At 61.7% G+C, this 23,926-nt stretch carries 16 protein-coding genes; 2 read left to right on the top strand and 14 right to left on the bottom strand.

What is annotated here, in order from left to right:
* Positions 1–11 precede the first annotated feature (11 nt).
* From hldE to msbA, 4 genes are all read right to left on the bottom strand, one after another.
* Positions 12–1,436 (bottom strand): bifunctional D-glycero-beta-D-manno-heptose-7-phosphate kinase/D-glycero-beta-D-manno-heptose 1-phosphate adenylyltransferase HldE, encoded by a 1,425-nt coding sequence (gene hldE, locus AC0Z8Z_RS15595; RefSeq protein ID WP_485619700.1) that lies wholly within the window; start codon positions 1,434–1,436, stop codon positions 12–14.
* Between the two features lie 151 nt (positions 1,437–1,587).
* Positions 1,588–2,991: a PIG-L deacetylase family protein gene (locus tag AC0Z8Z_RS15590; RefSeq protein ID WP_485619699.1), complete on the bottom strand. Its 1,404-nt coding sequence runs from the start codon at positions 2,989–2,991 to the stop codon at positions 1,588–1,590.
* Position 2,992: 1 nt separating this feature from the next.
* Positions 2,993–3,889: a GNAT family N-acetyltransferase gene (locus AC0Z8Z_RS15585; protein WP_485619698.1), complete on the bottom strand. Its 897-nt coding sequence runs from the start codon at positions 3,887–3,889 to the stop codon at positions 2,993–2,995.
* On the bottom strand, positions 3,883–5,703 hold the full coding sequence (gene msbA, locus AC0Z8Z_RS15580) for a lipid A export permease/ATP-binding protein MsbA (protein WP_172610506.1): 1,821 nt from the start codon (positions 5,701–5,703) through the stop codon (positions 3,883–3,885). Before msbA ends, AC0Z8Z_RS15585 begins: the two co-directional genes overlap by 7 nt.
* Positions 5,704–5,824: 121 nt before the next feature.
* Here msbA and AC0Z8Z_RS15575 point away from each other — a divergent pair, with 121 nt between their 5' ends.
* Positions 5,825–6,466, top strand: a complete 642-nt coding sequence (locus AC0Z8Z_RS15575; RefSeq protein ID WP_485619697.1) for a lipopolysaccharide kinase InaA family protein — start codon at positions 5,825–5,827, stop codon at positions 6,464–6,466.
* On the opposite strand, the gene AC0Z8Z_RS15570 is transcribed toward AC0Z8Z_RS15575, so the two are convergent.
* From AC0Z8Z_RS15570 to AC0Z8Z_RS15555, 4 genes are all read right to left on the bottom strand, one after another.
* Positions 6,435–7,148, bottom strand: coding sequence for a lipopolysaccharide core biosynthesis protein (locus tag AC0Z8Z_RS15570; protein ID WP_485619696.1), 714 nt, complete (start codon positions 7,146–7,148; stop codon positions 6,435–6,437). The genes AC0Z8Z_RS15575 and AC0Z8Z_RS15570 overlap by 32 nt on opposite strands.
* A 166-nt stretch (positions 7,149–7,314) precedes the next feature.
* Positions 7,315–8,523: an O-antigen ligase family protein gene (locus AC0Z8Z_RS15565; protein ID WP_485619695.1), complete on the bottom strand. Its 1,209-nt coding sequence runs from the start codon at positions 8,521–8,523 to the stop codon at positions 7,315–7,317.
* Positions 8,524–8,601: 78 nt separating this feature from the next.
* Positions 8,602–9,732, bottom strand: coding sequence for a glycosyltransferase (locus AC0Z8Z_RS15560; RefSeq protein WP_485619694.1), 1,131 nt, complete (start codon positions 9,730–9,732; stop codon positions 8,602–8,604).
* On the bottom strand, positions 9,716–11,473 hold the full coding sequence (locus tag AC0Z8Z_RS15555; protein ID WP_122625596.1) for a carbamoyltransferase family protein: 1,758 nt from the start codon (positions 11,471–11,473) through the stop codon (positions 9,716–9,718). Before AC0Z8Z_RS15555 ends, AC0Z8Z_RS15560 begins: the two co-directional genes overlap by 17 nt.
* A 391-nt stretch (positions 11,474–11,864) precedes the next feature.
* Between AC0Z8Z_RS15555 and AC0Z8Z_RS15550 the strand changes: the two genes are divergently transcribed.
* Positions 11,865–17,912 (top strand): dermonecrotic toxin domain-containing protein, encoded by a 6,048-nt coding sequence (locus tag AC0Z8Z_RS15550; protein WP_485619693.1) that lies wholly within the window; start codon positions 11,865–11,867, stop codon positions 17,910–17,912.
* A gap of 4 nt (positions 17,913–17,916) precedes the next feature.
* Here AC0Z8Z_RS15550 and AC0Z8Z_RS15545 read toward each other — a convergent pair whose 3' ends face one another.
* From AC0Z8Z_RS15545 to waaC, 6 genes are all read right to left on the bottom strand, one after another.
* Positions 17,917–19,368, bottom strand: coding sequence for a lipopolysaccharide kinase InaA family protein (locus AC0Z8Z_RS15545; RefSeq protein WP_485619692.1), 1,452 nt, complete (start codon positions 19,366–19,368; stop codon positions 17,917–17,919).
* An 80-nt stretch (positions 19,369–19,448) separates the two neighbouring features.
* Complete coding sequence (locus tag AC0Z8Z_RS15540; protein WP_485619691.1) at positions 19,449–20,204, bottom strand: lipopolysaccharide kinase InaA family protein; 756 nt, start codon at positions 20,202–20,204, stop codon at positions 19,449–19,451.
* Complete coding sequence (locus AC0Z8Z_RS15535; RefSeq protein WP_122625592.1) at positions 20,201–20,935, bottom strand: lipopolysaccharide kinase InaA family protein; 735 nt, start codon at positions 20,933–20,935, stop codon at positions 20,201–20,203. Before AC0Z8Z_RS15535 ends, AC0Z8Z_RS15540 begins: the two co-directional genes overlap by 4 nt.
* Positions 20,935–21,741, bottom strand: a complete 807-nt coding sequence (rfaP, locus tag AC0Z8Z_RS15530) for a lipopolysaccharide core heptose(I) kinase RfaP (protein WP_122533862.1) — start codon at positions 21,739–21,741, stop codon at positions 20,935–20,937. Before rfaP ends, AC0Z8Z_RS15535 begins: the two co-directional genes overlap by 1 nt.
* The gene (locus tag AC0Z8Z_RS15525; protein ID WP_485619690.1) at positions 21,738–22,862 is read right to left on the bottom strand and encodes a glycosyltransferase family 4 protein; all 1,125 of its coding nucleotides are present in this window, start codon (positions 22,860–22,862) and stop codon (positions 21,738–21,740) included. Before AC0Z8Z_RS15525 ends, rfaP begins: the two co-directional genes overlap by 4 nt.
* Positions 22,862–23,926, bottom strand: coding sequence for a lipopolysaccharide heptosyltransferase I (gene waaC / locus AC0Z8Z_RS15520; protein ID WP_485619689.1), 1,065 nt, complete (start codon positions 23,924–23,926; stop codon positions 22,862–22,864). The genes AC0Z8Z_RS15525 and waaC overlap by 1 nt, the downstream gene beginning before the upstream one ends.

The raw sequence follows: 23,926 nt of genomic DNA, 5'->3' as shown, positions 1-23,926 counted from the left end.
CGGGCGTCGGATCAGTCTTGGCTGCGGATCTTGTCGACGATGGCTGTCGTCGAGCTGTTGGCAACCAGTCCCAGCACTTTCACGGTGCCACCATAAGAGGCGACGATGTCAGCGCCGACGACCTGGTCAACCGAGTAGTCCCCGCCTTTCACCAGCACGTCCGGACGCACATGGGCCAGAAGGTTTTCCGGGGTGCCTTCCGGGAAGCTGATGACCCAATCCACCGCGCCCAGACCGGCCAGCACGGCCATGCGCCGATCAACGCTGTTGATCGGGCGGCCCGGACCTTTCAGGCGACTCACCGACGCATCGTCATTGACCGCCACGATCAGACGATCGCCCTGCGCGCGGGCCTGCTCCAGGTAGGTGACATGGCCGGCGTGGAGGATGTCGAAGCAGCCGTTGGTGAAGACGATGGTTTCTTTGTGGGCACGGGCGTCGTCGATGGCCAGCAGCAACTGATCGAGCGTTAGCACGCCGCGCTCGGAACCCTCGGCACGCTGGATGGCGCGACGCAATTCGGGCGCGCTGATCGCGGCAGTACCAAGCTTGCCTACGACGATGCCCGCTGCAAGGTTCGCCAGGGCGACGGCGTGAGGCAATTCCTCACCCGCGGCTATGGCCGCGGCCAGGGTGGAAATAACCGTATCGCCGGCGCCGGTCACGTCAAAGACTTCCCGGGCGCGGGCCGGAAGGTGCAGCGTCGGCTGGTCGGGGCGCAGCAGCGTCATGCCGTGTTCGCCACGGGTGACCAGCAGCGCACCGAGATCAAGGTCTTCCATCAGCGCGGCGCCTTTGGCGACCAGTTCTGCCTCGTCGACGCAGTGGCCAACGATCGCTTCGAATTCACTGAGGTTGGGGGTGATCAGACTGGCGCCGCGATAGATCGCGAAGTCTTTGCCCTTGGGGTCGGCCAGCACGGGGATACCACGGTCCCGGGCTGCCTTGATCAGGACTTGATGGTTCTTCAGTGCACCTTTGCCGTAATCGGACAGGACCAGGACTTTGATGCCGTCGAGCAAGGCATCGACCTCCCGACTCAGGGCCTCGGGGTCGGTGGCGAAGGGTTCTTCGAAATCGATACGCAGGAGCTGCTGGTGCCGGCTCATGACGCGCAATTTGACGATGGTGGGCTGGTGGGCGATGCGTTGGAAACAGGCAGTGACACCAGCGGCCTTGAGGCTGTTGCTCAGGCTGTCGGCGGCTTCGTCGGTGCCGGTGACGCCGACCAGGGACGCCTTGGCCCCCAGCGCTGCAATGTTCAACGCCACGTTGGCAGCACCGCCCGGACGGTCTTCGATCTGGTCGACTTTGACCACCGGAACCGGCGCTTCAGGGGAGATTCTGGAAGTGCCACCGTGCCAGTAGCGGTCGAGCATGACGTCGCCGACAACTAACACTTGAGCCTGATCAAAACGCGGCATGGACAACTTCATCGAACAACCCGTGGCAGAAATGGACAAGGACGGAATCTTAGCACAGCGATCAGCGCTGGCTGGCCGGTTGGCCTCGAATCCCTTAGTGCTTAAAACAGCGCTTCAAATGGCGCTTTACATGGTGCGACGAATGGCGCATCGACTGGCGCAGTTACGGGCGCGGAAAGCGCCGAACCCAGAACACCTCATGCCGGCGCACGGCCTTGCGGAAGAATTCGTCGTCTCCCGTCAGCGGCCATTCGCGCCCGGCCAGCCAGCGTTGAATCTGCCGACGCAGGCGCTTCTTCAAAGGTGGCAGGCCCTGTAGGTCATGCTGCATCCCCAGGGCCATGGCCTTATCAAGCTGCACGTCCGAACTGAGCGACGTACTCCAGAGCTGATCAACCGACGGTGCTTCAACGAATGGCGGCAAGGCGACACCTTTACCGGCCAGCCCCATGGGCCAGCGATCGTTGTCGTGCAGGTGGTTGGCGTAGAACAGCGCCACCTCGGGCGTGTGCGCGCTTCTGCTCACCGCCTCATACAGGGCTTGAGTCGTGGCGATGTGGTCGGCGTGGGGGTCGAGCTCAGGGTGCGGCATGACGATCACGTCCGGCCGAAAAGCGTCGAGCAGCGCCGCGAGATCGTCCACAAGATTATTCCAGGTCGGCGCGCCGTCCTGATCCCCTGGCAACAGCAGAGGGTTGTGCTGCCGCGCGCTGCGCATATCGGCCTCTGCCGAATCGCGAGAACCAAACGGCTGGTCCGGCGACCGCGCCATGGCCGGCAGTTGCAGGCAGTAGTAACCCAGTTGCACGCATTGGCTCTGGGGCACACCGCCCCACAGCGGAATCGCCAGGCTGTCCCAGGTGCGCAGGCGCCCCTTGAGCCGCGCAGCATCGGCGCGGTTCAGCCCCAGTTGTTCGTAGCGTTCGGCTTCGATTTCGCCCTGAGTCAGGGTGACGATGCTGCAATCGGCGGCCTGGCTGTACAGGCCAAACGCTGCCAGCTCGGCGTCGTCGGCGTGGGGCGCAAGGATCATTAACCGTTGCTGGCGGTAATCCGGGTTGCTGAGCACGTACAAACGGGCTGCGCTAGAGATGCGGCAGAACCCGCCTTTCAGGCGCAGCGTGCTGTCTGCGACCACGTCTCGCTGACCGGTGAGGTTCACGTAGCGACGCCCGGCAAAACCCCGCTCGAAATCCTGGCGATCGTCACCTGCCAACACATACGGGTCCAACCAGCGACCCAGCCAGCTGCTGCGCAAATCGAGCTCCAGCAGCAAGGTTTCGCCCTCGCCCAACGGCTCGCTCAGTTGCAGCATGCCGTTGACGACAGAAACAGGCTGCGCCTGGGCCGCGTCAGGAAACTGGTAGTGGTAATCGCTCTTGGGCGAATAAAACAGATGATCGGAGAACCAGGCTTCGTGGGCGATCCAGGCGGCGACGATCAGCAACGGCACCAGCCACCACGCGACCCAGATGCCAATGCCGATCAGCAGCACCAGACCGATGATCAGCGCCAGACGCTTGTTGCGCCGATGTCGTTTCAGAAGCTGCTGCTTGCGCCCGGACATGTCATCCAACCTTGTAGACAGGCACCGTCTGGCACCAGCGGTCTTTGTATTCGCGATCGGAGCGGCCGAAGGAATAGCGCAATGGCTTGTTCACCGCCCTCGCGTCAGCCCAGGCGTTCTGGGTGTTGACGAAGCTGAGCACGCTGCCCGCACTCAGCGCCTGATGGGCCGGATCGACACCGCCGTTGATGTACTCGACGGACACCCAGTGCGGCGACTCGACCCTGTACAGGACCTGAGCGGCGATAGGCTTGCCCTCCAGCAGGATCATCGAGCCGGTCATGAACTCGCGCATCAGCTCGAACACGTTGACCAGGTGATCCTTGCCCGGCACGTCGAAGCCCCAGCGCGCATGAAACAGGCTGGAGTAAATGCGGGCTTGCTCCTCGGACGTGAAATCCAGCATCGGCTGCACGACCCCGCCCGCCTCCTCAAGCAAACGCTGCTCACGGCGCTGGTTGTAGCGGAATTTCTTGGAATAGTCCTCAGGGGCGCGGGCGATCGCCAGGCTCTCGGCTTGCGGCTTGAGGGTGTCGATCTGATTGGCGTTCAACTCGGACACATAGCCCATGCGCTGGCGCACCGGCACTGTCACGCCCGGGGCGATCGGCAAAATGATTTCCGCGTTGCCCAGATCGAACACCCGCCGATCACGCTGCTTGAGCACTTTCTTGGCCAGCGCCAGATCCCGGCCCCAGCAGGCAACGGCAGCGACAACGTTGCCGTCGTGCAGCCACCCCAGATACCGAACCGGAATGTCAGCCAGCCCGGCCAGGCGCTCGATCACCTGCGGATGCGTGGCAACGCTGCCGCCGAACTGCTGCCACGCGGTGGCGTAGGTCGTTGCATCGATCGGGGTCCAGCCTCGCTCACGCCATGCGCGCAAGTGACTCAGCATGCATCGACTGCCCGGTCGATTTCGGCAGGCTCGTCTTCTTCGAACTGCTTGGCGTGCAGGCGTGTGTAGTAACCGTTCTGCGCCAGCAGCTCCTCATGGGAGCCGCGCTCGACGATGCGGCCTTCGTCCATCACCAGAATGACGTCGGCTTTTTCGATGGTGCTCAGGCGGTGGGCGATCACCAGCGTGGTACGGCCCTGCATGACTTTTTCCAGCGCCTTCTGGATGTGGCGCTCGGACTCGGTATCCAGCGCCGAGGTGGCTTCGTCGAGAATCAGCAGCGGCGCGTTTTTCAGCAGCGCGCGGGCAATCGCCAGACGCTGGCGCTGGCCGCCGGACAGCAGCACGCCATTCTCGCCGACGAGGGTTTGGTACTGCTGAGGCAACTTGTCGATGAACTCGTCGGAATAAGCATCGGCCGACGCTTTCTTGATCTCTTCCAGCGGCACGCCCGCCAGATCGCCATACGCGATGTTGTTGGCGATGGTGTCGTTGAACAGGGTGACGTTCTGATTCACCAGCGCGATCTGCCGACGCAGGCTGCGCAGGGTGTAGTCCTGAGTTTCGACGCCATCAAGGAGGATCTGGCCCTGCACGTGATCGTAGAAACGCGGAATCAGGCTCGCCAAAGTAGATTTGCCGCTGCCGGAGCGCCCCACCAGCGCGACCATCTGGCCGGCTTCGGCAACAAAACTGACGTCGTTCAGCACCCGCTTTTCCGTCCCCGGGTAGGTGAACGTAAGATTTTTGACCTCCAGACGGCCCGAAACCTTATCGCGCTCCACGGTACCCAGGTCCTGTTCGGTCTGCTCATCCAGCTGCTCGAAGATGCTCTCCGCACCGGCGACGCCTTTCTGGATGGTGGAACTGACTTCAGACAACTGACGGATCGGCTTGGGCAGCAGGCCGGCCATGGTGATGTAGGCCACCAGATCGCCAGCCGACGAATCGCCGCGCAGATAAAGGACGAGAAACATCACAATAGCCATGCCGCTGTAGGTCACCAACTGCAGCATCGGCGTGTAAACGGCGCCGGTCTTGGTCATCGCCAACTGCTTTTTGGTGTTGCTGCGGCTGGCCTTTTCGAAGCGGGCCTTTTCGTAGTCTTCGCCGCCAAAGCTGCGGACTACCCGGTAGCCGTGAATGGTCTCGGACGCCACGTGGGTGACGTCGCCCATGGCCACCTGAATCTTCTTGCTCTGTTTGCGAAACTTCTTGCTGGTGCTGTTCACCATGACCGCGATGAGCGGCAGTATCGCCAGCATCACCAGGGTTAGTTTCCAGTTCATCCACAGCAGCGCGCCAAACAGGAAGATGACCGTCATGCCTTCGCGAATCACGACCTTGATCGCGTCAGTGGCAGCGCCGGTGACCATGGTCACGTTAAAGGTGATGCGCGAGATCAGGTGCCCGGAGTTGCTGTTGTCGAAGAAACGGTTGGGCAGCGTGAGCAATTTATTGAACAGCACGACACGCAGGTCATGCACCAGCCCGAGGGAGACACGGGCCAGGAAGAAGTTGCCCAGATACGAGCCGGCACCTTGCCACGCTGCGATGAGCACGATCATCAGCGGTACCGCCTGCAGCAACTGCAGATGGCCGATATAGGGGTTGCCGGGGAACAGACTGGCTTCGGGATTGGCCAGGCCATCGACGAAGTATTTGAGGATGTAGGCGAGCATCGGCTGGGTGGATGCAAAGATAAGAAAGCCGACAATACTCAAGCAGAAAAGGCCGATGTACGGCCGCACATAGGTCAATAGACGAAAGTAAATCGCCAGGGTCGTTTTAGCTTGAGGATCAGGACTGCTCATGGGAATCCGCACGAAAAAATTAGGCGGGCATGGTAGCACAACCCATATTTGTCGACCCCTGCCGCGACCCAAGCGGGGCCGACTCGGGTAACATGCCGCATTTGTTCAGGTAAGTATGCCGATGCACCCAATGGAACACAGCGCCTATCTGGCCTTGCGAGAAAACGCCACCGTGCTCGAAGCGGACGGATCCGGGGAAAAGGTTCTGTTGCTTGAGGACGGCACCATTCTCAAACTGTTCCGCCGCAAGCGCCTGATCAGCTCGGCCTTGCTGTTTCCCTACGCGCAACGCTTCGCCGACAACATCGACGCCCTCAAGAAGCGCGGCATCCCCTGCCCCGACGTTATCGCCACTTACCGAATTGCCAGCATCAGCCGCGATGCGGTGCGCTACACGCCGTTGCCCGGTCTTACTATCCGCCAGGTGCTGAAAGAGCACGGTGAAAGCGCCCCGCTGCGGGCTGAACTGGGTATGTTTATCGCTCACCTGCACGATCGCGGCGTTTACTTTCGCTCGCTGCACCTGGGCAACGTGATCCTTACTCCCGAGTCGAAACTGGGGCTCATCGACATATCGGACATGAAGTGCCAGCGCAGAGCATTGATCGATTCGAAGCGGCTGCGCAATTTCCAGCACCTGCTCAGGTATAAGGAAGACCGCGCGTGGCTGGTAGAAAGCGATGGGGGCGCGGCCTTTGTTTCGGCTTACACCAAAGGACGGAGCGCTCACTTCACGGCGCGTTTGCAGGCGTTGTTTGCGTAGAAGCGTCGGGCTGAATGCCCAATAGTTCATCGAGGCGTTGCAGGGTGATCTTGGGAATGACCCGCTCCGGCATGCGGCTGACGCTGGACAGGTTGAAAACCTGCATACCGGTTCTTGGCAGAATCTTGCGGGCCATCAGCGCGAAGCTTGGCAGGATGTATTGCTCAAAGTCCTCGTCGAGGCTGCTGGGCAAGGCCGCTTCGCCTTTCTCGTAAAAGCGCCCCCCGCCCTGACGCAGGTCCATCCCAACCACAAACACCTGACGGAACCCCAAGTGGCAGGCCAGCTGCAAGGCGCCGAAAGGGATGGTTCGACTGCCGAAGTAGCCGCGCTTGAGGTTCAGGCTGAAGCCGATGCGGTTGGGCTTACGGCGCAGGAGGGAGAAGTTGGAGATCAGCTCGTCGTCGTTGCGGATCGACCACGCATAGCCCCGATCCGACATCACCGCCTTGCCGTCCTGACGATTGACCCGCTCCAGCAGATAGATCTTCTTGCCACTCAAGGCAGTGGCGTCGGCCGAGTGAATCGCCTGAAGCACATCAAGGCTCATCGCCAGATGCTCGCTGTGGCTGACCCCCATCAGCGCCAGCGCCGGCCGGCCGATGACGAAATTTGGGTCGTCACACAGGTAGTAGAAAGGCCGCATGCCCTCGTCGACACATCGCACAATTGAGCCGTTCATGGCAACGACCGGCAGGCTTCGGTAATTGTGAAGCGGGAATTCATTCGCCGAGGGTCCGGACGCCAGCAGCAAAACCGGCCCTGTGACAGAACTCCGGGATTGCGCAAAGTCCTGCAGGCAAACGTCCAGATCATGCCCTACCAGCCAGCGTTGCTCGCCCCGCGTTTCAACCCTCAGCACGACGGGCCTCACGGGAAATCGCTACCGCGCCGGCCAGCGGCAGCCAGAGCCATTCCCACACCAGATTGGGCGAGCCGACGAACGTGTGCAGCTCAACCGTCATCACCACGCCAACGGAGCAGAGGATCGCAAGCCAGAGCCGCGCCATCTCCGAGGTCTTGCGCGCTCGCGCCAGGCACACGCCGGCATGCAGCATCGTGGCCAGCAGCAGCGCCAGACCGACGATGCCGAACTGGTAGAGCACCTCAAAATACAGGCCGTGGGTATTGCGTACGACTTGCCCCGTCGAAAGCTGGACATCTCCCAGTGGCGTACCCGCGCCAACCCCGAACCACCAGTGCCCCGCCAGTCGCTCGAACACCGCGAGCCAGACTTCATTGCGCCCTGTCACGCCGCGGGTCTGCACTTCATACACCAGCTCGCTGAACCCGAATATGAGCACGAGCGCGATGAGGATAGCCGCCGGGATCAGGATGTTGCGACGCAATTTGCCGCTGGTCATGGTCCCAAGCAGCACCAGCCCGCCGACCGATGACGCCAGCCAGGCGCTGCGCGCAAAAGTGAAATAGATGTACGTGCCGATCAGGGCGCAGCAGATCAGCCACAGGACGATTTCGGCACGGCGTTTTGAACGCAACGTCAGCCAGATCCCGGCCAGCAGAAACAAGCCGTAGTTCATGCCGGCGACGATGGTGTTGCCGAAGTCCGCCACGTCGGTGACGCCCGACCCGGACAGCGACATCTGGCGATAGCCCAGCACGAACGCGCCGCGAATAGCGAGGTTGAGCATCGAAAACGCGGCGAACAGCGCGACGACTGCTACCGATATCTTGAGGATCTTTTCCCAGTCGAAATGACCGCGGGCTCTTATCAGACCTACCGCGATGAAAAACACGATGATGAGCAGAATGCGGCGCAGGGATTTCATGGCGTCGTCAGCCATGAGGCTGTTGATCAGCAGATACGCGAACAGCAGAAGGACCGTGTACGTCAGCGGACTGATGGAAAACGATTGCCGCTTGAAGGCCGGCGCGGCGCAAAGCAACGCAATGACCAGTGCCGCACGAATGAACGCAGCCCAGGAGCTTGACTCACCGGGCCACCAGAACGGCCCCAGAAAGATGATCAGCAACACCACTGCAAGCAATAACCCTGCAATGTACCCCGCCCGCGCCGGCAAATTTTTTACAACCATTCCAATCCAGTTCCTGTGCTATGCAGCCGGGTGTTCATTGCTATCAGAGGCCAATGGCTGCCAGCGGTTCGAATGAAATCAGGTTTCCGAGGTAAGCGCGACGACTTGCGGCAACCGCCAGAACACCGCTTTTACTGCCTCGTCGCTGAACCGCTCGTTCAGCCTTTGCAGCATTGCATCCGCGCAGGAGTGGCGCAGCTCGGCGTCCATTCGTGAAAGGTGGATCAGCCCCTGCGCCAAAGGCTCGACACCGCCCAGCGGGAACAGAATGCCCACGCCTTCGACGACCTCTTTCGCGCCGCCACAAGCTGTGGCCAGCAGGGGCACCCCGGCCACCATGGCTTCCAGCAACACCATGCCGAAGGGCTCGTGATCGGAACTCAGTGCGAACACGTCGAAGGCCTTGAAGTAACGGCTGGCCTGAATGACCTGCCCTGCCAGCATGACCTCGTGGCCAATGCCCAACTCGACCGCCAGATGCTTGAGGTCCTTTTCCAGTCGGCCCTGACCGAGAATCACCAGTTGGCTGTCGGCAGGCAAGCCGGGCAACGCCTGGGCGAAACCGCGAAGGAGCGTCGACTGGTCCTTGTCAGGGTGCAGCCGACCGACATTGCCCACGACCCACGCCTCCTGCGCCAGGCCCAACGCGTCGCGGGCCTCTTCACGGGACAGCAGCGTAGCACTGAGCTGATCGACATCGATGCGATTGTAGAGGGTCTGGATACGCTCGGCCGGCCACTTGGGGAGGCATTTGCGTATGTCATCGCGCACGGCATCAGACACGCCGAGCAGGCTAAGACGGGAACGGAACAGATTCGCCAGCACCTTGCGACTGCGGCGCCGGTAATCACCAAACGCATGATGAACACCGATCACCGGCAAGCGGGTCGCCACCAGTGCAATGTAGGTCGGCTTGAAACGGTGGGTGATGCAGAACTCGAAACTGCGGGACGCCGCGATCTTGCGCAGATCGCGGATCGCGCCCACCTTCATGCCGCCGATGGCCTTGGAGCTGTACTCCATGAACAGCACTTCGTCCGACGCGCAGCTGGCTGCAACCTCGGCATCGGCGGCGCCGGTCAGGAATACCGTGGTGACACGGTATCCCCTACCCACGAACAGGCTAGCGTATTGACGGGCGCAGTCGAGGAACGGCCCGTCATAGCCGTGGCAGAACTGGAGAACATGGCGCTCAGCTGAGCGTGTCATGGGTGTCCACGCCGTCTTTGACTACCAGGATGTCTTCCATGATCAGGTACTCGAGGTCAGAGCCGAAGAACATGTTCAACGCATCGGTCGGCGAGCAAATCATCGGCTCGCCGCGGCGGTTGAGCGACGTATTGAGCGAAACGCCGTTGCCCGTCAGGTTTTCGAGCGCCTTCATCATGTCGTAGTAACGCGGATTGTATTCGCGCTTGAGCACCTGGGCGCGGGAGGTACCGTCTTCATGGACGACTTCCGGCACACGGGTTTTCCACTCTTCAGCCACTTCGAAGGTGAAGGTCATGAACGGCGCCGGGTGATCGATCTTGATCATCTGTGGGGCGACGGTGTCGAGCATCGACGGGCAGAAAGGCCTCCAGCGCTCGCGGAACTTGATCTGATGGTTGATGCGATCGGCAACGCCGGCAATGCTCGGACAGCCGATGATCGAACGACCACCGAGGGCGCGAGGACCAAATTCCATGCGCCCCTGGAACCAGGCGACCGGGTTGCCCTCGACCATGATTTTGGCGATACGCTCGGGGGTGTTGTCGATCTGGCGCCAGGCCGGCTTGCTCGGGTGGCGGGCGCAGGCAGCGATAACGTCCTCGTTGCTATAGGACGGGCCGAGGTAGACGTGCTCCATCTTCTCGACCGGCACGCCACGCGCGTGGGAAACGTAGGCGGCGGCGCCGACAGCAGTGCCGGCATCACCCGACGCTGGCTGAACGAACAGCTCTTTGACGTCAGGCCGGGCGATGATCTTCTGGTTCAGTTTGACGTTCAGCGCACAGCCGCCGGCGAAGGCGAGCTTGCCGGTTTCCTTGAGGATGTCACCCAGATAGTGGTCGATCATCTGCAGCGACAGCTTCTCGAACAGCGCCTGCATGCTGGCGGCGTAATGGATGTATGGCTCGTCGGCGATATCGCCTTCGCGCTTGGGACCCAGCCACTCGATCAGTTTCGGCGAGAAGTAGAAGCCTTTGCCCTTCTCTTTGTAACGACGCAGGCCGATGACGTTGGCGTATTCGGTGTTGATCACCAGTTCGCCGTTTTCAAAGGTGGCCAGGCGCGAGAAATCGTATTTGGTCGCGTCGCCATAAGGCGCCATGCCCATGACTTTGAATTCGCCGTCGAGCATCTCGAAGCCGAGGAATTCGGTGATCGCGCCATACAGGCCACCGAGGGAATCCGGATCGAAGAATTCCTTGATCTTGTGGATCTTGCCGTTTTCGCCATAGCCGAAGAAGGTAGTGGCGTACTCACCCTTGCCGTCGATCCCGAGGATCGCGGTTTTCTCCTGAAAACCGGAGCAATGGTAAGCGCTGGAGGCGTGGGCCAGGTGGTGCTCGACAGGCTCGATTTTGATCTTTTTCGGATCAAAACCCAGCTGCTCCAGGCACCAGACGATTTTGTTGCGATAGCGCTTGTAGCGGCGGTTGCCCATCAGAATCGCGTCGAGGGCGCGGTCCGGTGCATACCAATAGCGTTTGGCATAGTGCCAGCGCGCTTCGCCGAACAGGCTGATGGGTGCGAAAGGAATGGCGACGACATCGACATCCGAAGGCTTGATGCCTGCTTGTTCGAGGCAGAACTTCGCTGATTCATAGGGCATGCGGTTCTTGGCATGCTTGTCGCGAACGAAACGCTCTTCTTCGGCCGCAGCAACCAGCTTGCCGTCGATGTAGAGGGCTGCGGAAGGATCATGGCTAAGGGCGCCGGACAGGCCAAGGATCGTCAATGCCACTAGGGTCTAGCCTCTTAAGTCTGCATGCAGGCATCACGCGCCTGACAAATAAGGTGTGTCTGGCGCAAAGGCGGCAGACAGCTAAAGGGCGGGATTATAGCGTAATGGCTCTGGAAGTGGTCGCAGGGAATGAAGTGCCGCGCGATGCCTCTGCAGGACTGCCTCCAGCCGGGAACAGGCCAGCGTGAGCGCCATCGTTGTTGTGGCATGGCACCTGGCGCCTTCCCAGCTGAAGCCGGTCCTACACGTTCGATGCCCATTCAGTGCGTTAACTATTTAGCACCACGCGCCCCGGCGTTCTGATTGATTGATCGCTCGACGAATCATCGGGCTGCTTGCCCGCTCTCGCGCAACCTCATTGCGCGGAGATCACTCAGGAATGCTACACGCCATGGAAACATTTTCACCCAACCCGCCTGCGCTTGATCGGCTGACAACGCTGACGACCGTACTCGACGCCGAGCTCCAGCATCTTCCGGATGCAGAAGCGTATCTCAATACCGCGCCTCAGCCAGTGAGCCCGGAGCAGAAAGCGCTGTTGCACTCGGCAATCACCCGCTTCTGGGCCGAGGCGAGCGCGCGTGAGATTTCGCGGCGCGAGCTCTTCGTGACCTGCCTCGAATTGACCCTGCGCGATGACCTGCTGCTGAACATCGAAGAAGGCGAACTGCACCGCGACTATGCGCGCTGTCTGCCGGGCATGGATGCCCAGGAGCATGTCGTGTTCAGCGCGCTTGAACTTCGACTCGATGCACAGCGCGGTGTCGAACTGGCCGGGGCGCTTATCGCAACCGCTCAACCGGGGCAGACCTTGCTCTGGTTGCCCGGACAGGCCGTAGAAGGCTTTGTGTCAAACGCGGCCTTGCAGCAAGAACTCGCCCGTCGCGTCAATCACCCACTCCTGCGCCTGCCTTTGCTGCGTTTGATGCAAGACAGCACGCGCGACGCCTGGCTCGAGATTGCCTCGGGCGGCGACGTGTTTCTGGAGCCGTCGACCCCTTCGGACTTCCAGCTCATCCCCATCAAAGGCTCGCCCTACGATCACGTCTTTGATCGCTTGCTGGCAAAGCAGCGTGTGGACATCGACGACCTGTTCGAGGCGGCGCCCGGCCTGTCGACTCAAACCCTTCAGACGCGACTCGAAGACCTGCTCCACCAGCCGAAATCCTGGGGCCCCGACGGCGCTATTGCCGCTGTGCAGGATCGTCGCGCCCACCGCGACAAGCGCCGCGCACGCCCCGAATGGCTGGAAATGGCCAGCGCCGGACAGCGCAAGCGATACGCGGCCGGGATGATGGATTACGAGCGCGCACGCAGTGCCTTGCTGAGCGTAATGGACAGCGCCGCGTCGCCGGAACAGTTCGCGCGAAGCCATCTCCGTGCGCGGCTGGCCAATGAGCTGGGCATTGATATCAATCCCGATCACGTCGTGGTCAGCACCGAACGCGCTCTGCCAATGACGGCTGAAACCTACACCGTCAGCCGATCACTGACGCAACTGGCACTGTACGGCCTGCATCCGGGCGACACGGCGCAGCATTCGGCCTTCCAGACCCAAAGCCATATCACCTACGCTGACCAGCCGCTTGAGCCCGAACACAGCGGGCTGACCCCGGCCTACCTCGCCCATGTCATCAACGAGCTGGACTTGCGAAGCCGTTTCGCCCCTGCGCAACGCCAGGCCCTCGGCTCGCCAACCACTCAGCGCCTGATGAGCGAAGCGATGCACCATCAGCTCATCGCGCAGGCCCGTGGAGCCGAGCTGCAAGGCCATATCCAAGCCTCGGACCTGGCGCTCATCGAGTCGCTGAACCCAGATACCGTCGCGCCGCGAAATCCGGCCGTTGCCGTGCAGCAGATCAAGCTGAATGGCCATGACACCTTGAGCAGCGTGCTGCTGTTGCGCAAGCTCGATGCATCGGGACTGCCGGACGGACTGCTGATGTTCACCCCGGACAGCCCTCGGCATCAGCATTTTCAGCGCTTCGACAACGAACGTCAGTTGCTCGGCGAGCTTGTGAGCTGGAGCCGCTCCGCCGAGATGAGCCACTTCCTGCTGGGACAGATCACCGCGAACAGAAGGGACGCCCTGAAAGACCAACTGCATGATTTGAGCGAAAAGCCGGCGCCTGCTCAGGGCTGGCTCAGCTACGCAACCCTCCCCGATTACAACAGCGGCTTGCGTACGCTGGTGTCGGCGCGCGTTGAAGTCATGCTCTCCGAGCAACGGCTGCACACACCAGATTGGTTCCTGCGGGCATCGGCCGAGCAGCGTCAGCAAATGGTGGCACTGGAAGATGCACTCGTGGCAGCGGGTAAAATCTACCAGGCCGCTCCGCACACGCAGGTCATCGACTTCGATGCTTACGTCCACCAGACCGCCAGCCGCAAGATCAACGCGCTGCTCAGCCTGCCTCCGGGAACGGTGGACCCTGACCGGATTATCGTTCACACGCCCCGCGAAACCCTGTCCTACACGCACATGCTGCGCGACGGCTACGACGACACACTTGGCCTGCTCAACGCGGCAGCCGATACCACCGCCACATTCAGCGGCCCCGAGGGCGTCGATCTCACACCACTGACCCCGGAGAACGTCGCCGGCTCGGTCCGCGGTCAATGGGTCGCCGATCAGTACATCGCGATGATTCGCGGGCAACTGCTGGCGCCCGGAAGCGAGGACTACAATTGGCGCCGTCAACAGAGCCTGCTACTGACGCAATTGCAAATGCGCGCCGACGCCTTGCGCAGCTCCCTCGAAGGCCACATCGATGCCTCGCAATTGCACTGGCTCACCCTGTCCATCGTCAACATGCACCAGAGCAGCCCGGCGGACCGCCTGCGCTACCCGGTCTACCCACTGCAATTGAACGTGGACGTAATGGCCATCGCCTCCCGTGCAGAGTTGATTCACGGCTGCTTCCTGCTCGCACCGCCTGACGCGAGTACCCTGGAGCAGGTTCTGCTGTATACGCCGCAGGCACCGGACGGCCGCGCTTTTCGATCACTCGGCGCGTTCAGTAACACGCTGCTGAGTGCCGGCATGGGCGATTACTACCTGAGCCGCGCCCGGGTCAAGGCGGGCATGCCGCTGGCGTTTGCCCTGGCTGAACTGAAGAAAGGCGGGGGTCGCAAACCTGCGCTGCCAAGGGAGCCGTTCAGCAATCTGTACGACGTGTGCTTCGACCAGGTGATCGAGCGCAAGATCCAGGATGTCGCGGACACCCAGACCGGTCGCGCAGACATGCTCCGCCGACAGGTCTGGAGCAGCCTCGAGCTGATCGCCACCGCCGTCACCTTGCCCTTCCCGCCCGCGAGCTTTGCCGTCGGCATGATCATCGCGAGCGCTGAGGGTTGTCGCGCGCTAGAGGCCCTCGACGAGCGGGATCACGCAACCGCCAGCTTCTACGTGCTCAGCGCCTGGCTGAACACGGCAGGGGCTGCGGGCGATCTGCACTCGGGAATGAAGGGACTGGGCGGTGTGCTGAAGGACCTGACGGGCCGAAAAGCGGCCGGCCGGTACGCCCGCTCGGTTGCCCATGCCACCGACGAGACGCTGCAGCCCGTTGCGGTAGAGAACGAACTCTTCTGGGCCGCGCCTCAAGCCGCCAACCGACATGTTCCGCTGTACCGGACCCGCGCGCTGATACCGGAAACCCTTCAGCCCACCGGGCGCTATGCGCAAACCGATGTCACTGGCGTATGGAGGGCACTGCAGCAGGACACCGCGCCAGTGCGGGTCGGGAATACCCCTGTCCATCCGTTGCACGCCGTGGATGTGTCTTTGGCGGACGCCCTCCCGTTGAATCGCCCGCATGGGCAAGGGATCAGCGTGGTTCGTGGCAATTGTTACGTTGCCATGCAGGGCCAGACCTACCAGGTCCAGTACGACGTCCGGTTGGCCGTATGGCAGATCGTCGATCCGCATAACCCGTTCGCCTTCTTTGGCCGGCAAACGGTACATCTCAACAGCCAGGGCCAGTGGCAACTGCTTGAGCCAGCGCGGTTGCAGGGCGGCGTTCTGCCTTCGTTCAGCCGGCTGGACGAAACCCCTGCCGGCCCCTCCACGGCGGTGGGCGACTTGAGCGATTACGAAATGCCGGAATCGCTGCAGCCCTACGTCTTCGGCATCGTCAGCCCAAAGCAGGCTGAACACTTTGAAGAAGGCCCGTTTGGTCTGCATGAGTTTTTCGACGACATTTTCCAGGGCGGGCGGTCGACTTACAGGACGTTGCGTCAGAACCTTTACCGCGATGCGAAGGCATTCTTCGATCAGCCGTCTCTCCCGAGCAAACCTGAGTTGCCGGTGCTGGAAGAGGGCGCGACAGCCCAAGGCTTCTTCGATGCAGTACTTGAGAAATCCAACGGGTTGGTGATTGGCGAAGCACCCACGTCCATCGCCAGCAAGCAGCTGCTCATCGACAACATGCCGTTGCTGGCGCAGCGCAAGGTCGAGGTGCTGTACATCGAGCATCTGCAAACCGACCAGCACACGCACAAGCTGCAGAAATACAGGGCACTCGGCAGCAAGACGCGCAGCGGCTCGCACATGATCAAGCACTACCTGGATACCGTGAACGAGGGCGCGCTCAAGAACGGCAGCGACAAATACGATTACTACCACCTGATCAAGGCGGCCCACCGACACGGCATCGACGTTCGGCCGTTCAGCTCCTCGGTCAGCTATGACTACGCTGGCAACGAGGTGGCATCCGCTGCAGGTGACGCACTCGCGCCGCAGAAGATGGCGGTTTTCTTCGGCAACAAAGTCATCAGCGGCGATGTGCAGATGCACCCCGGCAGACGCTGGATCGCGCTGCTCGACCACCGCACCGCCAACGCCTGGCAGCAGCAGCCAGGCATCAGCGAACTGCAGGGCGTACTCAGCCTGCGAGTCGAAGACGTGCCATCGGGCGCGCCGATTCAGATATCCGTGGACAGCGATGCCGTCATCAGCAGCGCGGCCTCGCGCGCGGATTTCAAGATGCAGATCGGCAACCCGAACATCGACAATGGTGCCGGGGCATCCTCACCCGTCAGTCCATCCGGCACATCAATGGACGATGCGCTGTATGGCTTCTTCGAACGACGTTCGCCCATGGAGTGGGGCCTGGACCCCAACCGCCGCGCCATCGTTTCCCACCGCAGAAGCGAAGGGAACCCCTATGTCGGCGATCACGGTTTTGAATGGAATCCGGCCGGCTATTGGACACGCGCCGATGCGGCCACCTGGAGCAACGACTACCCACTGGGCGCCATTCAGCAGTCGCTGATCGACAACCGCTACCAGATGCCTGCCGACATGCAGAGCGTCTTTCATGACCTGGCCAACTTCCGTCACAGAGGCCTCAACCCTGATTACTTTTTCCTCGAAAGTCATCTAGTGGATGTGCGTGAAAAGTTCTTCGAGCTGGCGAACATGCTGCAAAAAGATGCGCGTTCGGTGCTCAACCTCGCCCTCCCTGAACGCGTGATTCTGCCCGAGGTAAAGGCCGACACGCCGTTGAGCATGTTCATCGAGGAGCTATACGAAAACACATCCGGTGTGGTCATCGGCGAATCCCATTCGGCACGCGCCAGCAAGCGCTTCATCCTCGACAACATGGAGCATCTGGCGCGCCAGGACGTAAAGACGCTGTACATGGAGCATTTGCTGACGGATGTCCATCAGGCCGATCTTGACCGCTTCGCCGAGACGGGGCTGATGAGCAAGCGTCTGCTGCACGACCTCAAGCGCATGGACCATACGTTCCGAACCGACCCGACAGGCCTCTACTCGTTTGAAAGGCTGGTGGTCCAGGCCAGGCGGTACGGCATTGAAATCCGCGCGATCGACTGCGCCGCCAGTTACTTCATCCGTCATCTGCCAACTCACTCCGGCACCACGCGCCAGCAGGTGCTCAGCTATTTTGCGTCTCGCACAATACGCAAGCATCAGGAGGTGATGGGGTCACACAAGTGGATGGCGCTTGTGGGTGAAACCCATGCCAATACCTTCAAGAACAGCGTGCCGGGCCTTGCCGAGCTGGAACAGGGGATTGGCGTGCGCGTGATGGATGTGGCGTCGGGCAAAGGCCACGGCATCATGATTGACCCGGGCGAGCAGGTGCCGGCGGGGCTGGGTCACGAGGTCGTGCAGGTGAAGAATGACTTCCGCGTGGAGATCGAGTTGGCGCCACGCCCTCAGTTGGCCGCGCCCGTCGGCGGTAGGCTGCACAGCCCGGGCATGTTCATGCTCGACGAGTCCGCACCCTTGCGGCCAACGATCGTGCATCGCTCAAGGGACCGCACCCTCAAGCACACGCCTGTGCGGTTCAACACCGCGGGCAAAGCCTACGTCGAACGCGAGTCATGGCCGCAGGTTCATCGTCAGCCGTTCGACAACGTGCAGGCACTGATCGACGCACTGGTGGAGATGAACCTTAAGCACGCGGACTGACGGGTCACTCCGGTGTTTTTGAAACCGTCGGGATGCGCTGTTCCAGCAACTGGTGCAGCGCGCTGTCGGCTGGCCAGTTGCGCATGAAGCGTGCGCGATCTTTAGCGAACGCCGCCGCGAACGAGCTCTGGGAACTGTGCTGACACATGGCGTCCAGATCGATGAGCGACCAGCGGTCGTTGTGCCAGAAAACGTTGTGGCCTTTGAGATCGCCGTGGCTGATGCGCTCGCGGATCATCTGCGCAAACAGAGTGTCCAGCGCCTGCAACTCAGCTTCGGGCGCATCGCCAGACGCTACATAGGGCGCGAAGCGCTCAATGATGTCGGGCCCCGCCAGGAACTCGGTGACCAGATACGCTTCACGGCGCAGCCACATGAAGCGTTTTTCCAGCAGCGCCAGCGGTGTGGGCGTTGCGATGCCGAGGAACCGCAACCGATTGCCTTCGCGCCATGAGTGCCAGGCACGGGACGGACGCCAAAAGCGCTTGAGCCAGTGAGCCAGGTTCTTGATGTTGTAGCGCTTGATCACCAGTTCGCGGCCGGCGACGTCTACCTTGGCGACGCTGGCCGCACCACCGGTCTTGTACAGATGACCGCCATCGACCAGCGCGTCGGCCTGCTCCAGCACCGGCAGCATCGCTTGCACTTCCTCGCGACGAATCGCACGCAGGGCAAACGGACCGTCCTCGACGCTGAACAGGCTGCATTCACGGCCAATCTTGATCAGATAATCCCGCAAGCGCCAACTGCGCACCTTGTCGATCTGCTTTTGCAGCGCTTCGACCGGCAAGCCGTGCTCGCCGTTGCTCAGCAGGTAATAGACGAGTAATTCTTCGGTGAACGGCTCCAGCGACTTGGGCAACTGTGCGAAGAACACGCCGAGGTTTTCCAGCACTTTCTGACGGGACAGCGGCTTGCCCGCTTCTTCGACGCGAATGCCCGCGCCATCGATCAGATACAACGTGGAGCCCTGACGCAGCAGGTTGTCCAGGTGCAGGTCTTCCTGCCACAGGCCTTTGGCGTGCATCTGACCGACAGCGGCCAGTGCATCGCCGAGCACTGACTGCTGTTCATCGGCCAGCGGCGGTAGCTCCTCCACCGATTTCCAGGCATCGCCCAGGCTTTGGGCCTGATCCAGAAACTCGAACAGCAACCAGCCGCCCTCGCCTTCCTGCAGCCCGTCGGCCAACAGCAACGGCGTTAGCAGGCCTTGCTTCGCCAGCGCCTGAACGCCGTCACGCTCACGCTGGAAATGCCGAGGGGCTTTGGGGCCGACCAGCAATTTCGCCAGCACCGTCCGCCCGCGCCAGATGCCGGCGCCGACGTACCGCTGACCGGGCAAGACGCGCAGCAGGCTGAGCAATTGCAGCTCGGCAGGGCCGGCCGCATCCTCCAGCGCAATGTTCATCGGCAGCGCCGGGGTGCGACCGGCGTTTTTCAGTTCAGACAAACGCATCGGCGCCCTCTTTGATCAAGCCCAAATCCAGATCGCAGATCTGACAGGCAGTAAATCTCGTGTGCATCAAAAACCAGAAGTCACCGCTCACGGCGCTTGTGACTGCCCCGTTTGGCGACACGCTGCCACCAGGCGTCGACCAGCCCGCTGTCGGTCGGGGCATGCAGATACGTTGCAAGCAGCTCACGGATTTCCGTTTCGTTCCAGACCGGTGCGCGGCGCAGCAAGGGCTCGATGTCCTTGACCCGGTCGCGTTGGCCGAAGATCGACTTGCGCGTCTTCTCAAGGTCGATCAACTGGGCCAGATACTCTCCGCCGCGCGCCCGCATGAAAATATGCTTGGGGTAGAAACAGCCATGCACCTGCCCGGCCTTGTGCAGCGTGCGCGCCAGTTGCCCGCACGCCTGCAGAATCGCCAGCCGCTCGGTCGCCGGCCGCTCGTGCCAGTCCTGCAACAGCGTGTCCAGATCGGTCCAGCCATCCAGGGCGCGGGTCATCAGAATCGCGCGGCGCTCGCCGTCGACTTTTCGGTCCGCGTAAAACACCGCATGCAGCGCCGGAATGCCCAGCTTCTGATACAGGCTGATGTTGCGAAACTCCCGGGAAAACGAAGGCTCGCCAAACGGGTGATGGAGGGTGTACGTCAGGTAATTGCTCTGGCGCTTGAGGTAATAACCGGAGCCTTCCAGCTCCAGGCGAAACACACTGCTCCAGCCGCCGCGACCGGTGTTGGGCTCATCCACCGCGTCGAGCTCGACGTTCCACAACGCATCGAAGTCCGCCAGACCGTGCCGCTCCAGCAGGCCCCGGTCGGCGTCAGCAATGAAAACACTCATTCACGACCCTCAAAAAAACTGACGATGTGGCGGATGCGCTTCTTGTCAGAATCATTCAAGCGTTCACGACCACGGTATTGCAGGTAGAACCGCAGGCGCTGGGTGGCCGACAGGTGATATTTGGCGACCTTGTCCAGGCAGGCAAGGTCCTTGGTGATCCGGTAGCGCAGCATGAAGCTGACCCAGAACGCGCCGTTGGGGCAGTCGATCAGGAACACCGTCGCCTGATCGTCCACCAGCAAGTTGCGCCACTTCAGATCGTTATGGGTGAAGTGGTGATCGTGCATGGTCCGGGTGTAGCGCGCGACCTGCTGGCTGACGCCGTTGACCCACGCGCGGCTGTCCAGGCGCGTGTCGTTGGCCCGTGCCAGTTCCGACAGGTCTTCGGTGCGCGGCAATTCGCGGGTGATCAATGCACCGCGATCATACGCAGCGCCATTGCGCTCCAGGCCCCAGGCGACGACTTCTGCCGTCGGGATGCCCCACTTGGCGAAACGCTTGAGATTCTGCCATTCGGACTTAACCCGTGGACGCCCCAAATAACGACGCAAACCCTTGCCGGCCGCGACGTAGCGCTTGACGTAGTAGTTCACGCCACCGCGTTCGACGCGAATGACTTCGGACAGTGGATCACGGGTCAGGCGCTCGCCTTTGAGGGCGAACACCGCGTCGAGGGTACCGAAGTCTTCCGTCAGCGCGGCGTAGCCAGACTCCAGCTTCCAGCCCGCCATTAGAGCGCGTCCCCGTAGCGCAATTTGCGCTGATAGAGCTTCTCGGCCTTGCCTTCGAGCCAGCTCAACAACGCCGATTCCTGCGCCAGAATCTGCCGCAGCGGCTGCTGGAAATAGCCCTTGAGAAACCGCAGTTTGTCGCGCCGGGTCAGGCCGATGTCCATCGCCGAGAAATACAGCGCGGCCAGGTCCTTGTTGCGCCAGCGCTGGGTAATAGCCGGGCGCGTCTGGGCGCGGTGCAAGTCGATCACCGAAAGCCTGAAATCTTCAGGTGTGACCGGCTTGTCGGTATGCAGCAGAAAATGGCAGATGTAGCAGTCGCGGTGGTTGACCCCGGCGCGGTGCATCATCCCGACCAGCCGCGCCACTTCAGCGATGTACGCACGCTTCATGCGGGGCTCGGGCGGCTCGTTGCGCCAGTTCAGGCTGACGTCTTCCAGGCTCTCGGTCGGCGCCAGCTCTTCGGTGATGATGAACGAGTGCTGCATGGCCGGGTTATTGCCGCGCTCGCCGTAGGCCACGGCAGTCATGGTCGGGACGCCGACTTCGTGCAGACGGTTGACCGCATCCCACTCCTGCCCCGCGCCGAGCACCGGCAATTTGGCGGTCAGCAGGTTCTTCGCCACTTCCCCCCAGCCAATGCCGCGATGGATCTTGACGAAATAACCGCGCCCGTCGACTTCGGTGCGCAGCGTGCGCCGGTTCTCGAGTTCGCGATAGACCTGGCCTTGCAGCGCCTCAACGGCCTCGAACGCATCGCGCCCCGCCCAGAGGCGCTTGAAGGGTTCAGCAAGGATCAGTTTCATCCGTGGTGCTCCGCCAGAATCACATCCGCAGCGTGCTGCGGCATGCTGTAAAGATCAGCCGTGTCGGCGAATGCCAGCCCGTTGCGGCTCCAGGTGCTGCGCGCGGCGTCGTCCCTGAGCATGCGGGCCAGGTACTGATTGAGCTGGCTCTGGTTGAACGGCTCATCAAGCACCAGGCCGCTGTCGGCTTCGGCGATGTAATGGGCGTAGCCGCACACCGCACTGACCAGCACCGGGAGTCCTGCCACCAGCGCTTCAAGCAGCACGGTGCCGGTGTTTTCGTTGTACGCCGGATGTATCAACAGGTCGGCGCCCAACAGAAAACGCGGGATGTCGCTGCGTCCCTTCATGAAGGTGACGTGATCGTCCAGGCCCAGCGCCGTGCTCTGCAGCTGGAATACTTTGGGGTCGTCCTGGCCGATTACAAACAGGCGTGTGCGTTTATTCAATTCAGCAGGCAGCGCCGCGAGTGCCTTAAGGGTGCGATCGACGCCTTTTGTCTTGAAGCCGGAGCCGATCTGCACAAGCAGCAAGTCATCGTCGGCCAGCTTGAACTCGCGACGGAATTCAGCACGAATTTCGGCGGCATTCGGCGGCGCGCGGCGGTCCTGGGAGATCCCCGGCGGCAACAGATGAAAGCGCGCAAGGGGCGTGTCGTAATGCTTGATGAACAGCGGCTGCTGCACTTCGGAAATCATCAGCACTTCGGTCTTCGCGTCTTTGGCGAACACTGCGCGCTCGTAGTCGGCGAAGTGACGATAGCGGCCCCAGTATTTGTATAGGCCGTGGCGCAGGTTTTGCGCTTTGTCTTCGTAGCAGCCGTCGGCGGCGTAATACACGTCCAGGCCGGGCATCTTGTTGAAGCCGATCAGCCGGTCCACGGGACGCTTGGCCAGGTCGGCGTTCATCCAGTCGGTGAGCTTTTCGTTGCGACGGTGATTGAAGACCGCCTTGACCGGCGCCACCAGCACTTCGAAACCGGGCGGTACGTCACCCTCCCAGATCAGCGTGTAGACGCGGATTTTATGGCCGCGCTGCTGACACTCCAGGGCGATGCGCATGAAGTCACGCTGCAGGCCGCCGAACGGGAAGTATTTATAAAGCACGAATGCCAGTTGCATCAGGGATGTTCCTTTGCCAGCAATAGCGCGCCTAACTGGTTCGCTACCCGCTCGGGATTCAAGCGAGTAAAGCACATGGGCCACTCGCGTTCGGTATCGACCTGACGCTGATCTTCAGGCGTCGGTCGGTAGGTGCATTTCTTTTGCAGACACGGCGCGCAGGCGGGGTAATCGGCGGCCAGATGAACCTGCGACCGGCCATATGCGCCGGTCAGGCCCGGATTGGTCGGTCCGAACAGCGAAAGGGTCGGCACGTCCAGCGCGGCGGCGAGATGACCGAGACCGGTGTCCACCGCGACGCAGCCTTGAGCGCTCGCCAATACGCGTGCAACGCCTGCCAGATTGAGTTTGGGCAACACGACGGCATTATCAAGGCCATCGGCAATGCGCTCGGCCCGTGCCTTCTCGGCCGGATTGCCCCACGGCAGCCGCACTTCAAACCCCTGGCCTATCATGCGTTCGGCCAATTGCCGCCAATACAGCTCGGGCCAGTGCTTGGTGTCCCACGTGGTGCCGTGCAGAAACAGTACGAAGGGCGCGTCGTTTGTGGCAGTGAGCAGGCGGCTGCGATCGAGGCCGTAATTACCCAATCCCGCAGGCACCTGATAGGCCAATGCCTGGGCGAACAGCTGACGCAAACGCTCGACCGCATGCTGGCCGCGGGCAACGGCATAGGGGCGATCATAGAAACGAGCGGCCATGGGCTCGCGCGCGGAAGTCTTGTCCAGGCCGGCGATGGGCGCCTTGACGTAGCGGGTCAGCCAGGCGCTTTTCAGCAGGCCCTGGGCGTCGATCACCAGGTCGTAGCGGGTGTCGCGCAGGCGCTGCTTGAACTGGCCCCATTCGCCATTTTTGAGGGTCTGCCAGAGGTTCTTGCGCCAGCGACGGATGGCCACCGGGATCACCTTGGCGACCGCCGGATGCCAGGTCGGAATCTCGGCGAAGCCCTCTTCCACCACCCAGTCGAACTGGATGCCCGGCAGCGCGCCCATGGCGTCGGTCAGCGCGGGCAGGGTGTGGATCACGTCGCCCAGTGACGAGGTTTTGATCAGCAGTACCCGCAA

The sequence above is a fragment of the Pseudomonas sp. 1L-C-7-B-C1 genome (assembly GCF_057291635.1).
Note: the sequence above shows the minus strand (reverse complement) of the source record. Positions and strands in the feature narration are given on the sequence as shown.

What these genes read in the sequence shown, in the direction of transcription:
- hldE (WP_485619700.1), bottom strand. Translation starts at nt 1,436, where the DNA reads ATGAAGTTGTCCATGCCGCGTTTTGATCAGGCTCAAGTGTTAGTTGTC.
- AC0Z8Z_RS15590 (WP_485619699.1), bottom strand. Translation starts at nt 2,991, where the DNA reads ATGTCCGGGCGCAAGCAGCAGCTTCTGAAACGACATCGGCGCAACAAG.
- AC0Z8Z_RS15585 (WP_485619698.1), bottom strand. Translation starts at nt 3,889, where the DNA reads ATGCTGAGTCACTTGCGCGCATGGCGTGAGCGAGGCTGGACCCCGATC.
- msbA (WP_172610506.1), bottom strand. Translation starts at nt 5,703, where the DNA reads ATGAGCAGTCCTGATCCTCAAGCTAAAACGACCCTGGCGATTTACTTT.
- AC0Z8Z_RS15575 (WP_485619697.1), top strand. Translation starts at nt 5,825, where the DNA reads ATGCACCCAATGGAACACAGCGCCTATCTGGCCTTGCGAGAAAACGCC.
- AC0Z8Z_RS15570 (WP_485619696.1), bottom strand. Translation starts at nt 7,148, where the DNA reads ATGAACGGCTCAATTGTGCGATGTGTCGACGAGGGCATGCGGCCTTTC.
- AC0Z8Z_RS15565 (WP_485619695.1), bottom strand. Translation starts at nt 8,523, where the DNA reads ATGGTTGTAAAAAATTTGCCGGCGCGGGCGGGGTACATTGCAGGGTTA.
- AC0Z8Z_RS15560 (WP_485619694.1), bottom strand. Translation starts at nt 9,732, where the DNA reads ATGACACGCTCAGCTGAGCGCCATGTTCTCCAGTTCTGCCACGGCTAT.
- AC0Z8Z_RS15550 (WP_485619693.1), top strand. Translation starts at nt 11,865, where the DNA reads ATGGAAACATTTTCACCCAACCCGCCTGCGCTTGATCGGCTGACAACG.
- AC0Z8Z_RS15545 (WP_485619692.1), bottom strand. Translation starts at nt 19,368, where the DNA reads ATGCGTTTGTCTGAACTGAAAAACGCCGGTCGCACCCCGGCGCTGCCG.
- AC0Z8Z_RS15540 (WP_485619691.1), bottom strand. Translation starts at nt 20,204, where the DNA reads ATGAGTGTTTTCATTGCTGACGCCGACCGGGGCCTGCTGGAGCGGCAC.
- AC0Z8Z_RS15535 (WP_122625592.1), bottom strand. Translation starts at nt 20,935, where the DNA reads ATGGCGGGCTGGAAGCTGGAGTCTGGCTACGCCGCGCTGACGGAAGAC.
- rfaP (WP_122533862.1), bottom strand. Translation starts at nt 21,741, where the DNA reads ATGAAACTGATCCTTGCTGAACCCTTCAAGCGCCTCTGGGCGGGGCGC.
- AC0Z8Z_RS15525 (WP_485619690.1), bottom strand. Translation starts at nt 22,862, where the DNA reads ATGCAACTGGCATTCGTGCTTTATAAATACTTCCCGTTCGGCGGCCTG.